This window comes from Streptomyces sp. R11 (genome assembly GCF_041051905.1).
Lineage (GTDB): Bacteria > Actinomycetota > Actinomycetes > Streptomycetales > Streptomycetaceae > Streptomyces.
Window position 1 is genome coordinate 7,472,653 of the sequence record NZ_CP163432.1, and the last position, 14,571, is coordinate 7,487,223.

General features: G+C 71.1%; 16 protein-coding genes. 6 read left to right on the forward strand and 10 right to left on the reverse strand.

The window, feature by feature from the left end:
• Positions 1–17: 17 nt before the first annotated feature.
• Positions 18–527 carry an O-acetyl-ADP-ribose deacetylase gene (locus AB5J55_RS34420; RefSeq protein ID WP_369274343.1) on the forward strand — a complete coding sequence of 170 codons (510 nt, stop codon included), beginning with the start codon at positions 18–20 and terminating at the stop codon, positions 525–527.
• Positions 528–540: 13 nt separating this feature from the next.
• On the opposite strand, the gene AB5J55_RS34425 is transcribed toward AB5J55_RS34420, so the two are convergent.
• Positions 541–1,872, reverse strand: a complete 1,332-nt coding sequence (locus AB5J55_RS34425; RefSeq protein WP_369274344.1) for a Gfo/Idh/MocA family protein — start codon at positions 1,870–1,872, stop codon at positions 541–543.
• A 120-nt stretch (positions 1,873–1,992) separates the two neighbouring features.
• Here AB5J55_RS34425 and AB5J55_RS34430 point away from each other — a divergent pair, with 120 nt between their 5' ends.
• Positions 1,993–3,522: an FAD-dependent monooxygenase gene (locus tag AB5J55_RS34430; protein ID WP_369274345.1), complete on the forward strand. Its 1,530-nt coding sequence runs from the start codon at positions 1,993–1,995 to the stop codon at positions 3,520–3,522.
• Between the two features lie 79 nt (positions 3,523–3,601).
• Positions 3,602–4,066 carry a hypothetical protein gene (locus AB5J55_RS34435; protein ID WP_369274346.1) on the forward strand — a complete coding sequence of 155 codons (465 nt, stop codon included), beginning with the start codon at positions 3,602–3,604 and terminating at the stop codon, positions 4,064–4,066.
• A gap of 42 nt (positions 4,067–4,108) precedes the next feature.
• On the opposite strand, the gene AB5J55_RS34440 is transcribed toward AB5J55_RS34435, so the two are convergent.
• Positions 4,109–4,471, reverse strand: a complete 363-nt coding sequence (locus AB5J55_RS34440; protein ID WP_126396275.1) for a metalloregulator ArsR/SmtB family transcription factor — start codon at positions 4,469–4,471, stop codon at positions 4,109–4,111.
• A 159-nt stretch (positions 4,472–4,630) separates the two neighbouring features.
• Between AB5J55_RS34440 and AB5J55_RS34445 the strand changes: the two genes are divergently transcribed.
• Together AB5J55_RS34445 and AB5J55_RS34450 are read left to right on the forward strand one after the other, a co-directional pair.
• Positions 4,631–6,142 carry an AlkA N-terminal domain-containing protein gene (locus AB5J55_RS34445; protein WP_369274347.1) on the forward strand — a complete coding sequence of 504 codons (1,512 nt, stop codon included), beginning with the start codon at positions 4,631–4,633 and terminating at the stop codon, positions 6,140–6,142.
• Between the two features lie 20 nt (positions 6,143–6,162).
• Positions 6,163–6,654, forward strand: a complete 492-nt coding sequence (locus AB5J55_RS34450; RefSeq protein WP_369274348.1) for a methylated-DNA--[protein]-cysteine S-methyltransferase — start codon at positions 6,163–6,165, stop codon at positions 6,652–6,654.
• 183 nt (positions 6,655–6,837) lie between these two features.
• On the opposite strand, the gene AB5J55_RS34455 is transcribed toward AB5J55_RS34450, so the two are convergent.
• The 4 genes from AB5J55_RS34455 to AB5J55_RS34470 all read right to left on the reverse strand — a co-directional run bounded on the left by AB5J55_RS34455 (position 6,838) and on the right by AB5J55_RS34470 (position 9,679).
• Positions 6,838–7,221, reverse strand: a complete 384-nt coding sequence (locus AB5J55_RS34455) for a VOC family protein (protein ID WP_369274349.1) — start codon at positions 7,219–7,221, stop codon at positions 6,838–6,840.
• A 14-nt stretch (positions 7,222–7,235) separates the two neighbouring features.
• Positions 7,236–7,961 (reverse strand): NAD-dependent deacetylase, encoded by a 726-nt coding sequence (locus tag AB5J55_RS34460; RefSeq protein ID WP_369274350.1) that lies wholly within the window; start codon positions 7,959–7,961, stop codon positions 7,236–7,238.
• 97 nt (positions 7,962–8,058) lie between these two features.
• Complete coding sequence (locus AB5J55_RS34465) at positions 8,059–8,553, reverse strand: NUDIX domain-containing protein (RefSeq protein WP_369274351.1); 495 nt, start codon at positions 8,551–8,553, stop codon at positions 8,059–8,061.
• Positions 8,554–8,605: 52 nt separating this feature from the next.
• Positions 8,606–9,679: an ADP-ribosylglycohydrolase family protein gene (locus AB5J55_RS34470; RefSeq protein WP_369274352.1), complete on the reverse strand. Its 1,074-nt coding sequence runs from the start codon at positions 9,677–9,679 to the stop codon at positions 8,606–8,608.
• Between the two features lie 180 nt (positions 9,680–9,859).
• Here AB5J55_RS34470 and AB5J55_RS34475 point away from each other — a divergent pair, with 180 nt between their 5' ends.
• The gene (locus tag AB5J55_RS34475) at positions 9,860–10,990 is read left to right on the forward strand and encodes a glycerate kinase (protein ID WP_369274353.1); all 1,131 of its coding nucleotides are present in this window, start codon (positions 9,860–9,862) and stop codon (positions 10,988–10,990) included.
• Positions 10,991–11,184: 194 nt separating this feature from the next.
• Here the strand turns inward: AB5J55_RS34475 and pssA are convergent, their stop codons facing one another.
• The 4 genes from pssA to AB5J55_RS34495 form a co-directional block, all read right to left on the reverse strand.
• The gene (gene pssA, locus AB5J55_RS34480; protein ID WP_369274354.1) at positions 11,185–12,036 is read right to left on the reverse strand and encodes a CDP-diacylglycerol--serine O-phosphatidyltransferase; all 852 of its coding nucleotides are present in this window, start codon (positions 12,034–12,036) and stop codon (positions 11,185–11,187) included.
• The gene (locus AB5J55_RS34485) at positions 12,023–12,679 is read right to left on the reverse strand and encodes a phosphatidylserine decarboxylase (RefSeq protein ID WP_048579466.1); all 657 of its coding nucleotides are present in this window, start codon (positions 12,677–12,679) and stop codon (positions 12,023–12,025) included. The genes pssA and AB5J55_RS34485 overlap by 14 nt, the downstream gene beginning before the upstream one ends.
• A 170-nt stretch (positions 12,680–12,849) precedes the next feature.
• On the reverse strand, positions 12,850–14,055 hold the full coding sequence (locus tag AB5J55_RS34490) for an acyl-CoA dehydrogenase family protein (RefSeq protein ID WP_147995852.1): 1,206 nt from the start codon (positions 14,053–14,055) through the stop codon (positions 12,850–12,852).
• A gap of 2 nt (positions 14,056–14,057) precedes the next feature.
• Positions 14,058–14,570 (reverse strand): MaoC family dehydratase, encoded by a 513-nt coding sequence (locus tag AB5J55_RS34495; RefSeq protein WP_031136470.1) that lies wholly within the window; start codon positions 14,568–14,570, stop codon positions 14,058–14,060.
• Between the last annotated feature and the right edge of the window lies 1 nt (position 14,571).

The following is a 14,571-nucleotide window of genomic DNA, read 5'->3' on the forward strand; positions in this document are numbered from 1 at the left end:
CTGCTATAGAGGCAGTCATGACCACCATCAGGTTCGTGCAAGGCGACATCACCCGTGAGTCCGTCGACGCGATCGTCAACGCCGCGAACTCCTCCCTCCTCGGCGGGGGAGGAGTCGACGGCGCGATCCACCGCCGCGGCGGCCCGGCGATCCTCGACGAGTGCCGCAAGCTGCGTGCCTCCCGGTACGGCAAGGGTCTGCCGACCGGGCAGGCGGTCGCCACGACGGCGGGGGAACTGGATGCCCGGTGGGTGATCCATACGGTGGGCCCGGTCTGGGCGGCCACCGAAGACCGCTCCGAGCTGCTGGCCTCTTGCTACCGGGAGTCGCTGCGGGTCGCCGACGAGCTCGGCGCCCGTACTGTCGCCTTCCCCGCCATCTCCACCGGCATCTACGGCTGGCCGATGGACGACGGCGCCCGGATCGCGGTGGCGACCGTGCGGGCCGCGCAGACCGCGGTCGAGGAGGTCAGGTTCGTCCTCTTCGACGAGGCGGCCTACGAGGAGTTCGCCCGGCAGGCCGGCTGAGCGCGGTCCGCCGTCAGAGGTCCAGCAGATCGCGCGTCCGCACCGGCAGGCCCGTCTCGAAGGAACGGTTCGCGGCCAGGCCGGTGACCAGTGAGCGGGCGCCGTCGGCCGCGTCCGCGGCGCGGTTCAGGGGGTCCGGGGCCCGGGTGCCGAAGAGGTCCTCCAGCATGCGTACGTCACCGCCGCCGTGCCCGCCCTCGCCGGTCGCCACCTTGATCTCGCGCGGCTTCTCCCAGAAGCGGCGCAGCAGCAACTCGGTGCGCCCGGCGGTGTCCTCCACCTCGGCGCCGTGTAGGACGGGGTCGGAGGCGTTCGTGCGCGGCCGGGGGCGGGTCCACGTCGACTCCTCCACCAGCAGCTCCAGGCGCCCCTCGCTGCCGTTGAAGGCGATCCGGTAGCCCTCCCAGGGGGAGTACGCGGTCAGGTGGTAGGTCAGGGTGGCGCCGGTGGCGTAGCGGACCAGGACCGCCATGTCGTCCTCGATGCTCACGCCGGGCGCGAACACGTTCCGGTCGCGGTGGTAGCCGTCCTCGGCCTCCGCGTCCAGGTACAGGGCACTGAGCACGGGCGAGTCGCCCAGGTGTACGGCGAACGGGTCGGTCTCGGCGGCGGCGGAGCCGTGGGCGCGGTCGTAGGCGCGGGCGAGACCGCGGCGCCGGCCGGCCTCGTCGCCGTAGAAGAACAGGTCGCCCTGCGCGTAGACGGTCTCGGGCCGGGCGGCCAGCCACCAGTTGACCAGGTCGAAGTGGTGCGTGGACTTGTGCACCAGCAGGCCGCCGGAGTTGGCCTTGTCGCGGTGCCAGCGGCGGAAGTAGTCGGCGCCGTGCCGCAGATCGAGCAGCCACTCGAAGTGCACCGAGCCGACCTCGCCGATCTCCCCGGATGCGACGATCTCCCGCACGGCCGAATGCACCGGGTTGTAGCGGTAGTTGAAGGCGACCCGGACCTCACGGCCGGTGCGTTGCCGTGCGTCCAGGATGCGGCGCGCCTTGTCGGCGTCCGTGGTCATGGGCTTCTCGGTGACCACATCGCAGCCCGCTTCAAGAGCCCGCACGATGTAGTCGTCGTGCGTGTGGTCCACCGTGCACACCACGACCAGGTCGATCCGCTCGCGCCGCAGCATCTCGTCGAAGTCCTCGGCGCCGTACGACGGTACGGGTGCCCGGCGCGGGTCCGCGTCCGCGAGCCAGGCGTTGTGGACGGCCATGCGCCGGGAGTTGACATCGCAGAATCCGGCCAGTTCGAACCGGTCCGCGCAGGGACCGGCCAGGGCCTCGGTGAACAGCCGGGCACGGGCACCCAGGCCGACCACGGCAGCGCGGCGGTGTGCGGTGTCGGGGGGCATGCAGGTCTCCCTTCCAAGAGGTTCGATATTTCGAACATCGGTCGTGAATTCGGCCGGAAGATAGGGGTGAGCGCTGATCCCGTCAATGAAACCGACGAGCGGCATGTCTACCGTGGACCCATGACGGCATCGCTGGACGTGCTGGTGGTGGGCGCCGGACCCACCGGGCTCGCGCTCGCCGCGCAACTGCGTTCCTACGGAACGAAGTTCCGCATCGTCGACCGCTCCCTCGACCGGGTGCGCGAGTCCAGGGCGCTCGGCATCCAGCCCCGCACCCTGGAGGCGCTGGCGGGGTTCGGGGTGACCGACCGGCTGGTGGCCCGGGGCAATCCCGCGGTGCGGCTGAGCCTGCACCTGGCCCGGCGCACGGTGTCGGTGCCGCTCTTCGACATCGGGGTGACCGACACGCCGTACCCCTTCCTGCTGTTCCTCTCGCAGGCCGAGACGGAGAGCGTGCTCGTTGAGCACCTGGCGGCGGGGGAGGTGTCCATCGAGCGCGGCACCGAGCTGGTTCGGCTGGAGCGGCATGGCTCCCACGTCGCCTGCCGGCTGCGCGGCCGGGACGGGACGGAGGAAGTCGTGACGGCGCGATACGTCGTGGGCTGCGACGGTGCCCACAGCACGGTGCGCGCACAGGCGGGCATCGGGTTCGAGGGCCACGCCTATCCGCAGACGTACCTGCTCGCCGACCTGGAGGTGGACGGGCTGGAGCCGGGATCCGTGCACTCGTACATGACCGGGGGCGGGATGGTGTTCTTCTTCCCCCTGGTCACACCGGCCTCCTGGCGGATGCTCGCCGTGCGCCCGGCCGACGCGGCGGACGGCGAGGTGACGGTGCCGCTGCTGCAGCGGATCGCCGAGCGGTACGGCGCGGACGGGCTGGTCCTGCGGGATCCCGTCTGGATGACCGACTTCCGGCTCCACAACCGCGGCGCCACCCACTACCGTTCCGGACCCTTCTTCCTGGCGGGCGACGCCGCCCACATCCACAGTCCGGCCGGGGCGCAGGGCATGAACACCGGCATTCAGGACGCCCTCAACCTGGGCTGGAAGCTCGCCCTCGGGTGCCGGGGCGCCGCACCGCAGGAGCTGCTGGAGACCTACGCGAGCGAGCGTGCGCCGGTCGGCCGCGAGGTGCGGCGGTTCACCGACCGCGCGTTCGCCATCGGCACCAGCCCGCACCCCGTCCTGAGGTTCGCCCGCGAGCAACTCGCCCCGCGCCTGGCCCCGTTGGCGGTGCGCGCGACGATGCCCCGCCGCCGGATCTTCCGCACCGTCTCCGAACTCGGCATCCACTACCGCCGAAGCCCCGCCTCGACGACAGGTGCCCGAGCGCCCCGCCGCGGCCCACAGGCCGGGGACCGCCTGCCCGACCGGCCGCACGGTCTCCAGGCCCGGATCGCCGCCCCCGGCTGGCATCTGCTCCTGACCGGGCCCCCGCACCTGTGGGCCGACCAGCGGCTCGCACCGCTCCTGGACGGCCGGGCCGACCTGGTCACCGTGCACCGCCTCGGCGACCGGAGCCCCTGGCCGGGCGTCGCCCAGGCACTCGTACGCCCTGACGGCCACCTCGGCTACGTCGCGCGCGGTGCCGAGCTGGCGGGGCTGCACGCCTACGCCGCCCGCTGGCTGCCGATCGCCACCGCGTGACACCAGAGGTGAACGGCTCGCGGCGTGAATCCGTACCACTCTTCGCGCCGTCACACCGAGGAAGCACCGGGGAAGAATCGTGCAGTCACACCGAGGAAGCATCGGCCGTATCGCGACGGTCGGCAGTCTGGCCCTCCTGCTCCTGACCACCGCGTGCGGCGGAGGTGAGAACGACGGAGCCGCAGCCAAGAGCACTCCGGCGAAGGTCTCCGCCACCGTCGCCGGAGTCGTGGCACCGGCGAAGGTCGAGGTGATCGCCGACCTGACGGGCTGCAAGGTCAAGATCCGGACCGAGGCGGACGAACTGCGCGAGGGCGTGTGCCGCACGAAGAAGGGTGACTACCTCATCACCACGTTCCCGCAGGAGAAGTTCAAGCTCACCTGGCTGGACGCGGCCGCTGTCTACGGCGGCAAGTACCTCGTGGGCACCCGCTGGGTGGTCAGCGCGAAGCCGGAGGTGCTGGACCGGCTCCGGCCCCAACTGGGCGGAAAGATCCAGCAGTTGCGGGGTGTGGGCCCGACGCCCGCCCCGAGCGCGTCGTAGCGTCGCCGTCGGTGGAGGCTGCCCCCGGACGGCCGGCGCGGCTCACTCCGCGGTGTCGCTGATGCCCAGGCGCAGATGCTCCACGTGGTAGACGGCCTGGTCGAGCAGCTCGGCGACATGGTGGTCGTGCAGCGCGTAGACGACCGAACGACCGCGCCGCTCGCCCACCACCAGGCCCAGGTTGCGCAGCAGCCGCAGCTGGTGCGAGCAGGCGGACTGCTCCATGCCCACCTCCGCCGCCAGCTCGGTGGCGGGCAGCGGTCCCTCGCGCAGTCGCGCCAGGATCAGCAGGCGGGAGGGGGTGGAGAGGGCCTGGAGCGTGGTGGCCACCTTGGCGACGTTGGCCGCGTCCAGGCGTACGCGCTCGGCGGCGTCCTGCGCGGCGGTGACGGCTCCATGACCCATGCCGGGTATCTTACTCATCGTACATGAACACATGAATGCTTCTTCATGCGTACCGGGATTCGGCTCGCGGCTCGGGTGATCCGGCGGCTCCCAGCCCAGCCGAGGACGATGTCGGATTCTCGCCAGCCCCCCTCGCCCCGCGTGGACGATGCTGGACCCATGCAGAAGGGGATGCACACCGACACCGAGCGCTGCGTGCGCGCCGTCCAGTCCAAGGACGCCCGCTTCGACGGCTGGTTCTTCACCGCGGTCGTCACGACCGGGATCTACTGCCGGCCCAGTTGCCCGGTGGTCCCGCCCAAGCCGGAGAACATGCGGTTCCACCCGAGCGCCGCCGCCTGCCAGCAGGCCGGGTTCAGGGCCTGCAAGCGCTGCCGACCGGACACCAGCCCCGGCTCACCGGAATGGAACCAGCGCGCCGACCTCGTGGCCCGCGCGATGCGGTTGATCGCCGACGGAGTCGTGGACCGCGAGGGCGTCCCCGGCCTGGCCGCCCGGCTCGGCTACAGCACCCGGCAGATCGAACGCCAGCTCCTCGCCGAACTGGGCGCCGGCCCGCTCGCCCTGGCCCGGGCCCAGCGCGCCCAGGCGGCCCGCCTCCTCATCGAGACGACGCCCCTGCCCATGGCGGACATCGCCTTCGCGGCCGGGTTCGCGTCCATCCGCACCTTCAACGACACCGTGCGCGAGGTCTACGCCCTCGCCCCGACCGACCTGCGCACCCGCGCGACACCGCGCGGCAACCCGGCGACTTCGGGGATCCAGGGAATCCCGGCGAACCCCGCCGGCGCCCTGACCCTGCGCCTGCCGTTCCGCACCCCCCTCAACCCCGACAACCTCTTCGGCCACCTCGCGGCGACCGCCGTCCCCGGCGTCGAGGAGTGGCGGGACGGCGCGTACCGGCGCACGCTCCGGCTGCCGTACGGACACGGCATCGTGTCCCTGACCCCGCAGCCCGACCACATCGCCTGTCGCCTCACCCTGAGCGACCTGCGCGATCTGACCGTCGCGATCAGCCGGTGCCGGCGGATGCTGGACCTGGACGCCGATCCGGTCGCGATCGACGACCAGTTGCGCACGGATCCGCTGCTGGCGCCCCTGGTCGACAAGGCCCCCGGCCGACGGGTGCCGCGCACGGTCGACGAGGCGGAGTTCGCCGTACGGGCCGTGCTCGGCCAACAGGTCTCCACGGCGGCCGCCCGCACCCACGCGGCCCGCCTGGTCACCGCCCACGGCGAGCAGGTCGACGACTCCGAGGGCGGCCTCACCCACCTCTTCCCGGCACCCGAGGCACTGGCCGCGGTGGACCCGGCGTCACTGGCGATGCCCCGCTCCCGCCGTACGACGTTCACCACCCTGGTCCGCCAACTCGCCGACGGCGACGTCCGCCTGGGCCCGGACAGTGACTGGCCGCAGACCCGGGCCCGGCTCCTGGACCTCCCCGGCTTCGGCCCCTGGACGGTCGACGTCATCGCGATGCGCGCCCTCGGCGACCCCGACGCCTTCCTCCCCACCGACCTCGGCATCCGCCGCGCCGCCCGGGAGTTGGGCCTGCCGTCCACTCCTGCGGCCCTCACGGCCCGGGCGGCCGCGTGGCGCCCCTGGCGGGCGTACGCCGTCCAGTACCTGTGGGCGACGGACAGCCACCCGATCAACTTCCTCCCCGTGTAAGCACGTCAAAGGAACGCGTGATGAAGCAGCACACCCTCGTCGACAGTCCGTACGGCCCCCTCACGCTCGTCGCCGAGCAGGGCGTCCTGTGCGGCCTCTACATGACCGACCAACGCCACCGGCCGGCCGAGGAGACCTTCGGCACCCGCGACGAGTCCCTCTTCCGGGAGGCCGAGGACCAGCTGAGGGCCTATTTCGCGGGTGAGTTGAAGGAGTTCACCCTGGAACTGCGCCTGAACGGCACCCCGTTCCAGCGCAGCGTCTGGGAGCAACTACGGAAGATCCCGTACGGCGAGACCCGCTCCTACGGCGAACTCGCCGACACCCTCGGCAACTCCGGCGCCTCCCGCGCGGTCGGCCTCGCCAACGGCAAGAACCCGATCGGCATCATCGTCCCCTGCCACCGCGTCGTCGGCGCGAACGGCGGCCTCACGGGCTACGGCGGCGGCCTGGCCCGCAAGCAGCGCCTGCTGGACTTCGAGAACGGAAGGGCGGGAACGGTGCTGTTCTAGCGCCTGTCCGGCAAAATCCCGCCCGCCCGGGGAGGCTTGGCGCGCCCACTCGCGTTGCCCGCCCGCCCATGTGGCTCCGCCGCCACTCCTGGCTTCGCTGCAGGGCGGGGCACGCCCGTCCCCGCCGAGCGGGGTCCGCGGGGCATGCTCTCCTGGCGGACGAGAGGAATGGGCGGACCGACCCTAGACCGCCCGCGCCTCACCGGCCCGCTCCGCGGCCCCGCGTTCCACGCAGAACTCGTTGCCCTCCGGGTCGGCGAGGACCGCCCAGCCCTTGCCGTCCGGGGTGCGGCGGTCGTCGACCAGGGTGGCGCCGAGGGCCAGGAGCCGCTCGACCTCCTCGTCACGGGTGCGGTCCTGCGGCTGAAGGTCCACATGGATCCGGTTCTTGAGGGTCTTGCGCTCCGGGACGGTGACGAACAGCAGGCCCGCGCCCTCGATCAGCACCTCAGCGTTCCCGGGCTCGTCGTCCTCGTGCACGGGCAGGCCGAGCACCTGGGACCAGAAGCCGGCGAGGGCGTAGGCGTCGGCGGAGTCGATCGTCACATGGCGGATCCGAGAAGTCATGATCGCATTCTGAGCTACTCGCCCAGCCCGCGCAGCAGCTTCGGCAGCGCGGTGCCGATCGGCTCGCGGATCACCTCGTCGGCGCGGTCGTCGTACGGCGTCGGCTCGGCGTTGACGATGACGAGCCGGGCGCCGTGGTCGGCGGCGACGCCCGCGAGGCCGGCGGCGGGCTGGACCTGGAGGGTGGTGCCGACGGCGATGAACACCTGGCACGCCTTGGTGATCGCGACCGCCTCACCGAGGACCACCGGGTCGAGCCGCTCGCCGAACATGACGGTCGCCGACTTGAGGACGCCGCCGCACTCCAGGCACGGCGGATCGTCCTCCCCCGCCTCGACCCGCGCGATCGCGTCCTCCATCGGCCCGCGGGCATGGCACTTCGTGCAGACCACACTCCGCGCGCTGCCGTGCAGTTCGAGCACCTTGCGCGCGGGCATCCCGGCGAGCTGGTGCAGCCCGTCCACGTTCTGCGTGATCACCCGTACCGGGACCCCGGACCGCTCCAGCTCGGCCACCGCCCGGTGCGCGGCGTTGGGCTCGGCCTTCAGCGTCCGGTTCTTGCGCCGCATCTGCCACGAGCGCCGCCGGATCTCCGGGTCGCCCATGTAGTACTCGTACGTCACGAGCTTCTCGGCCTCGGGATCGCGCCGCCACAGCCCGTTCGGCCCGCGGTAGTCGGGGATGCCGGAGTCGGTCGAGATACCGGCGCCGCTGAGGAGGGCGACGAGGGGCTTGGTCATGCTGCCGAGGGTAGGACGGGCGTCGTACGGGCCGCGAATGGATATTCGAGGTGGCCGAGCCACCGCCGGCCGGCCGATCCGGTGGCCCCGTCGCCGGTCAGGCCACCCGGTGACCGTTCTCCAGCTCCGCTGTTCCCCCACCGTCCGCGAGCACGTCCAGTGCGGCCAGGACGCGGCGGCCCAGGGCGCCCGGCAGATGAGCGGTGATCTCCTCGCGCGGGACCAGCCGCCAGGACAGCAGCTCCTCCTCCTGCAAGCGGATCGCCTTGAAGTCGTCCTCGCCGAGGACCCCACCGTCGTACAGGTACGCCACCAGCGGCGGCCGCCCCGTGCCGTGCACCCAGTCCACCGCGAGCAGCCTGCCCAGGTCACGGTCCAGGCCGATCTCCTCGGCCGTCTCACGGCGCGCGCCCTGACGGGGCGTCTCGCCGTCGTCGGATTCGATGGTGCCGCCCGGAAGCGCCCAGCCCTCACGGTAGTTGGGCTCCACGAGCAGCACCCGGCCCTCGGCGTCCCGGAACAGGGCGGCGGCACCGGCGAGGACACGGGGGAGACTTGCGATGTACGCGGCGAAGTCAGGCGTGGTGGTCATTGGGGAAGCGTAACCAGCCCGGGCAACCGGCCCCGCCCGTCGCCCGGACAAGCTAGACCTCCGCCTCCGCCAGCCGCACCGTCCGTTCCGCCAGCTCGCTGATCCGCATCCCGTCGAACCCGAACACTGCACTGCGGACCGTGTCCTGAAGCGGCCCCGTCCACTGGTCGGGGATCGCCTCCGCCCCGGTCAGCACACCCGCCACCGAGCCGGCCGTCGCCCCGTTGGAGTCGGTGTCCAGTCCGCCGCGCACGGTGAGGGTGATGCTGCGGGTGAAGTCGCCGTCGCCGTACAGCAGCCCGGCGGTGAGCACGGCCGCGTTCGGAATGGTGTGGATCCAGCCGAGCCCGGCGGTCTCCTCAGCGACCGTGGTCAGCGTGTCCTCCCAGGTCATCCGGGTGTCGTGGAGCGAGACGACGCGGCGTACGGTGCGGGCGAGACGGCTGCTCGCCGGGATGACGGCGAGCGCCTGGTCGACCGCGTGTCGAACCGTGGACGCCGTGAACGCCGCCGCGACCAGCGCCGCCGCCCACATCGCGCCGTACACCCCGTTGCCGGTGTGCGACAGCACCGCGTCCCGGCGGGCGAGGGCGGCGGCGCGGCGCGGGTCGCCGGGGCAGGTCCAGCCGTAGATGTCGGCGCGGATGAGAGCGCCGATCCACTCCTGGTAGGGGTTGTCGTACGTGGCGGTGAGCGGCGGTTTCAGACCGTTCGCGAGGTTGCGGTACGCGGCCCGCTCCGCCGTGAAGGTCTGCAGGTACGGCAGCCGCAGCAGCCACAGGTCGCCGACCTGCTCGGTGCTGAAGCCGAAGCCGTGGGTCTCCAGCAGGTCGAGGCCGAGGATGGCGTAGTCGACGTCGTCGTCGCGGCAGCTGCCGTGGATACGGCCGCGCACGCACTGTCGCCACTCGGGGCGCAGCTCGAAGCCGTCGTCCTCGCTGACCGGCTCGGGGAGATAGTCGGTGAGGGGCAGGGCCCCGGCCTGCCGCAGATAGCGGTCGATACGGTCCCGCGTCCACAGGTCGCCCTGCTCGACCGGCTTGCCGAGCATGTTGCCCGCGATCCGGCCGAGCCAGCCTCCGAGAACGCGGTCGGCGAGCTCCGGCTCAGTGCCCACAGGGGTCATAGGACCGGTTTACCCAATTCCGGGGGCGTCCGCTCCGGGTTCGGGCAGTACGCACAGCGGGTTCGCAGGGCGTTCTCAGGCTCCGGGCAGGGCATGACGTCATGGGCCTCCTCCGGTTAAGGTCGCAGCGGCGCGACTGGCCTTGACGTGCGCGAGGCCCGGAGAGCAAGGGGAAAACAGGTGACACAGCGCGTGCTCATCGCCGCGGACAAGTTCAAGGGGTCGCTGACGGCCGTGCAGGTCGCCGAGCGTGTGACGGCCGGTCTGCGCCGGGTCGTGCCGGGCGTCCAGGTCGAGGCCATGCCCGTGGCCGACGGCGGCGACGGGACCGTGGACGCGGCGGTCGCGGCCGGTTTCGAGCGCCGGGAGGTACGGGTCGCCGGGCCCCTCGGGGACGAGGTGACGGCGGCGTTCGCGCTGCGCGGCGACACTGCGGTCGTGGAGATGGCCGAGGCGAGCGGCCTGCAACGGCTGCCCGCCGGCGTCTTCGCGCCGCTCACGGCGTCCACCTACGGCTCGGGTGAGCTGTTGCGGGCCGCGCTGGACGCGGGCGCCCGCACGATCGTGTTCGGCGTCGGCGGCAGCGCCACCACCGACGGCGGCGCCGGGATGCTGAGCGCGCTGGGCGCGCGGTTCCTGGACGCGGACGGGGAGCCGGTGCCGCCGGGCGGCGGAGGCCTGGGCGACCTGGCCGTTGCCGATCTCTCCGGCCTCGACCCGAGGCTCGCCTCGGTCGAACTGGTGCTCGCCAGCGACGTCGACAATCCGCTGACCGGCCCGAAGGGCGCACCGGCGGTGTACGGCCCGCAGAAGGGCGCCTCGCCGGACGACGTGGCGACACTGGACGCGGCGCTCGCGCACTTCGCGAAGGTGCTGGAGGAGTCGGTCGGCGCCGAGGCCGCCGAGCACGCCGCCGCACCGGGCGCCGGCGCGGCCGGCGGCATCGGCTACGGCGCCCTCCTCCTCGGCGCCCGCTTCCGCCCCGGCATCGAGGTCATGCTCGACGTCCTGGGCTTCGCGCCCGCGCTGGAGCGGGCGGACCTGGTCATCACCGGCGAGGGCTCCCTGGACGAGCAGACCCTGCACGGCAAGGCCCCGGCGGGCGTCGCCGCCGCCGCCCGCGCGGCCGGCAAGGAGGTCGTCGCGGTGTGCGGCCGCCTCGCGCTCGCGCCGGAGGCGCTGGGGCGTGCGGGGATCCGCCGGGTGTACCCCCTGACGGAGGTCGAGCCGGACGTGGCGAAGTGCATCGCGGATGCGGGGCCGATTCTGGAGCAGGTGGCGGAGCGGATCGCCGGGGACTTCCTGAGCTGAGGTCGGGTTGCTTCGCTCGTCTCGACGCCGGTCCAGGCAATCCAGCCTGTCCGGCGTTTGAGGACGAGGCCCGTTCAGGGCCGAAGCGGGGGTCTGGGGGCGGCAGCCTCCAGGGACCTCGGCTCCCCCCCCCGGGTGCGGACAAAGCGAAGGGCCCCGAACCAACCCGGTCCGGGGCCCCACTCAGCGGAGCGTTACGGCTGTGCCGCCCGTGCCTCACGCCGGTTGTCGCGGAAGTTGTTCACCCGGCGGGCCGTGGCGAACAGGGGGATGACCGCGCCCGTGACCAGCTGCAGCGCGCAGCCCGTCTGGAGCAGGAGCTGGCCGCTCGGAGCGTCGAAGGCCCAGGCGGCGAGCAGACCCATACTGACCACGATCCAGCCCAGCATCGCCACGGCCAGGCGGCCGCGCGGCTTGGGGTACTCGACCCGGCTCACCATCAGCCAGGCCGTGCCCAGGATCGCCAGCAGGGTCGCCACGAACGGCAGCTCCAGCAGGACGATCGAGACCACCGTCAGCGCGCCGAACGGCGACGGCATGCCCTGGAACATGCCGTTCGGAGGCGTCACACAGGAGAAGCGCGCGAGTCTCAGCACCACCGCGAGCAGCACGACGATCGCGCCGACCGCCGCCACCCGCTGGTGCGCGTCGTCGGCGACCATGCCGTAGACCAGGACGAAGTACGCCGGGGCCAGACCGAAGCTGATCAGGTCGGAGAGGTTGTCCAGCTCCGCGCCCATCGGGGAGGAGCGGAGCTTCCTCGCGACCAGGCCGTCGAACAGGTCGAAGACCGCCGCGCAGAGCATCAGGATGACCGCCGTGGCCGCGCTGTGGCGGGCCATGCCGGTTTCCTGGCTGCCGGTGAGGTGCGGGATCAGGATGCCGGTGGTGGTGAAGTACACCGCCATGAAGCCGCACGTGGCGTTGCCGAGGGTGAGGGTGTCCGCTATCGACAGGCGGAGAGAAAGAGGCATCTCCTCCTCTTCGTCGACCTCGTCGGCCTCGGGCACCCAGCCCGGCTGTGTCTCAGGATCAATCACGGTCAATGCGAGTCACCCCAGCCACGGTCTTCTGCCCGACCTCGACCGCGACCTCCACGCCCTCGGGCAGGTAGATGTCGACACGCGAGCCGAAGCGGATCAGACCGATACGGTCGCCCTGCTCGACCTTCGTGCCCTGCGGGATGTAGGGGACGATGCGACGGGCCACCGCGCCGGCGATCTGGATCATTTCGATGTCGCCGAGTTCGGTGTCGAAATGCCAGACTACGCGCTCGTTGTTCTCGCTCTCCTTGTTGAACGCCGGAACGAACCCGCCAGGGATGTGCTCCACGGACGTGACCGTGCCGGAGAGGGGCGCACGGTTGACGTGGACGTTGAGCGGGCTCATGAAGATCGCGACGCGGGTGCGGCCGTCCTTCCACGGCATGATGCTCTGCACCACACCGTCGGCGGGAGAGATGACCCGGCCCTGCGCGATCTCGCGCTCGGGGTCGCGGAAGAACCACAGCATGCCCGCCGCGAGCGCGGTGGCGGGCACGGCCACGGCCTTGGCGACGCCGGAGCGGCGTGCGCGGGCCAGGCTGAGGGCTGCGGTGGCGACGGTCGGGAGAAGCCACGGCGATGCTCCGCGCGCGAGGCGTACGCCGGCCCGGCTGTCGCGAGGTGCAGAGGTTTGGCTGTGGGGCATGGATGACCTTCGTAGCGGATGATGCCGCGCTTCGACGGGGGACGGCGGCTTTCCGGGGATCGTACCGGTCGCGGGCCACAACTGGGCAAGCCAGGAAGCCGAGTCGGCGGCTGAAGAGTGTTGACGGGGTGTGATCTTCTTCTCGAAGAAAACACCCCGAACCCGTACATCTATCCCTGGAACCGATACTCTTCGAGCAGCCTGCGACCGATGATCATTTTCTGGATCTCGGCGGTACCTTCACCGATAAGCAGCATCGGAGCCTCTCGGTAGAGGCGCTCGATCTCGTACTCCTTGGAGAAGCCGTAGCCGCCGTGGATCCGGAAGGCGTCTTCGACGACCTCCTTGCAGTACTCGGAGGCGAGGTACTTCGCCATCCCAGCCTCGAGGTCGTTTCGCTCCCCGGAGTCCTTTTTGCGTGCCGCGTTCACCATCATGGCATGCGCCGCCTCGACCTTGGTAGCCATCTCGGCCAGCTTGAACTGGATGGCCTGGTGCTGGGCGATCGGCTTGCCGAAGGTATGACGCTGCTGGGCGTACCGGACACCGAGTTCGAAAGCACGCTGAGCGACGCCACAGCCACGCGCCGCCACGTTGACGCGGCCGACCTCGACGCCGTCCATCATTTGGTAAAAACCTCGGCCGGTGACGCCGCCGAGCACCCGATTGGCCGGAATGCGCAGGCCGTCCATGATGAGCTCGGTCGTGTCGACGCCCTTGTAGCCCATCTTGTCGATCTTGCCGGGGATGGTGAGGCCGGGGCGGACCTCTCCGAAGCCGGGCTCCTTCTCGACGAGGAAGGTCGTCATCGACTTGTGGGGCGCGGTGCCCTCGGGGTGTCCTTCGTCACTTCGGACCAGAACGGCGACCAGAGAGGACGTTCCGCCGTTCGTCAGCCACATCTTCTGGCCGTTGAGGACGTACTCCTCGCCGTCCTTCACCGCCTTCGACGTGATGGCCGACACGTCGGAGCCCAGGCCCGGCTCCGACATCGAGAAGGCGCCGCGGATGTCGCCGGCCGCCATGCGCGGCAGGAAGTGGTCCTTCTGCTCCTGCGTGCCGTGCTGCTTGAGCATGTACGCCACGATGAAGTGGGTGTTGATGATGCCGGACACCGACATCCAGCCGCGGGCGATCTCCTCCACGCACAGCGCGTACGTCAGGAGCGACTCGCCCAGACCGCCGTACTCCTCGGGAATCATCAGGCCGAACAGGCCCAACTCCTTCAGACCGTCGACGATCTGCTGGGGGTACTCGTCGCGGTGCTCCAGCTCGGTGGCGACCGGGATGATCTCCTTGTCCACGAAGTCGCGGACGGTGGAGAGGATCTCCTGCTGGATGTCGGTCAGACCGGCGGTCTGGGCGAGTCGCGCCATGGTTACTTCTCCTGCTCCTTGAGCTCGGGGCGGCCCGGCTGCTCGCCGCCGCGCTCCTTGATGTACGTCTCGGTCGGCACCATCACCTTGCGGCGGAACACGCAGACCAGCGTGCCGTCCTGCTTGTAGCCCTTGGTCTCGACGTAGACGATCCCGCGGTCGTTCTTCGACTTCGACGGCCACTTGTCGAGCACCGTCGTCTGGCCGTAGACCGTGTCGCCGTGGAAGGTCGGCGCCACGTGCTTGAGCGACTCGATCTCCAGGTTGGCGATCGCCTTGCCGGAGATGTCCGGCACGCTCATGCCGAGCAGCAGGGAGTAGATGTAGTTCCCGACGACGACGTTCTTGCCGAAATCCGTCGTCTTCTCCGCATAGTTCGTGTCCATGTGGAGCGGGTGGTGGTTCATGGTGAGGAGACAGAACAGATGGTCGTCGTACTCCGTGACCGTCTTGCCCGGCCAGTGCTTGTACGTCGCCCCGACCTCGAACTCCTCGTAGGTGCGTCCGAACTGCATC

Bases quoted from the DNA above. Each gene is read 5' to 3' on its own strand.
- AB5J55_RS34490 (WP_147995852.1), bottom strand. From the start codon at position 14,055: ATGGCGCGACTCGCCCAGACCGCCGGTCTGACCGACATCCAGCAGGAG.
- AB5J55_RS34465 (WP_369274351.1), bottom strand. From the start codon at position 8,553: ATGACCACCACGCCTGACTTCGCCGCGTACATCGCAAGTCTCCCCCGT.
- AB5J55_RS34420 (WP_369274343.1), top strand. From the start codon at position 18: ATGACCACCATCAGGTTCGTGCAAGGCGACATCACCCGTGAGTCCGTC.
- AB5J55_RS34425 (WP_369274344.1), bottom strand. From the start codon at position 1,872: ATGCCCCCCGACACCGCACACCGCCGCGCTGCCGTGGTCGGCCTGGGT.
- AB5J55_RS34440 (WP_126396275.1), bottom strand. From the start codon at position 4,471: ATGGGTCATGGAGCCGTCACCGCCGCGCAGGACGCCGCCGAGCGCGTA.
- AB5J55_RS34470 (WP_369274352.1), bottom strand. From the start codon at position 9,679: ATGACCCCTGTGGGCACTGAGCCGGAGCTCGCCGACCGCGTTCTCGGA.
- AB5J55_RS34445 (WP_369274347.1), top strand. From the start codon at position 4,631: ATGCAGAAGGGGATGCACACCGACACCGAGCGCTGCGTGCGCGCCGTC.
- AB5J55_RS34455 (WP_369274349.1), bottom strand. From the start codon at position 7,221: ATGACTTCTCGGATCCGCCATGTGACGATCGACTCCGCCGACGCCTAC.
- AB5J55_RS34450 (WP_369274348.1), top strand. From the start codon at position 6,163: ATGAAGCAGCACACCCTCGTCGACAGTCCGTACGGCCCCCTCACGCTC.
- AB5J55_RS34485 (WP_048579466.1), bottom strand. From the start codon at position 12,679: ATGCCCCACAGCCAAACCTCTGCACCTCGCGACAGCCGGGCCGGCGTA.
- AB5J55_RS34460 (WP_369274350.1), bottom strand. From the start codon at position 7,961: ATGACCAAGCCCCTCGTCGCCCTCCTCAGCGGCGCCGGTATCTCGACC.
- AB5J55_RS34430 (WP_369274345.1), top strand. From the start codon at position 1,993: ATGACGGCATCGCTGGACGTGCTGGTGGTGGGCGCCGGACCCACCGGG.
- AB5J55_RS34495 (WP_031136470.1), bottom strand. From the start codon at position 14,570: ATGCAGTTCGGACGCACCTACGAGGAGTTCGAGGTCGGGGCGACGTAC.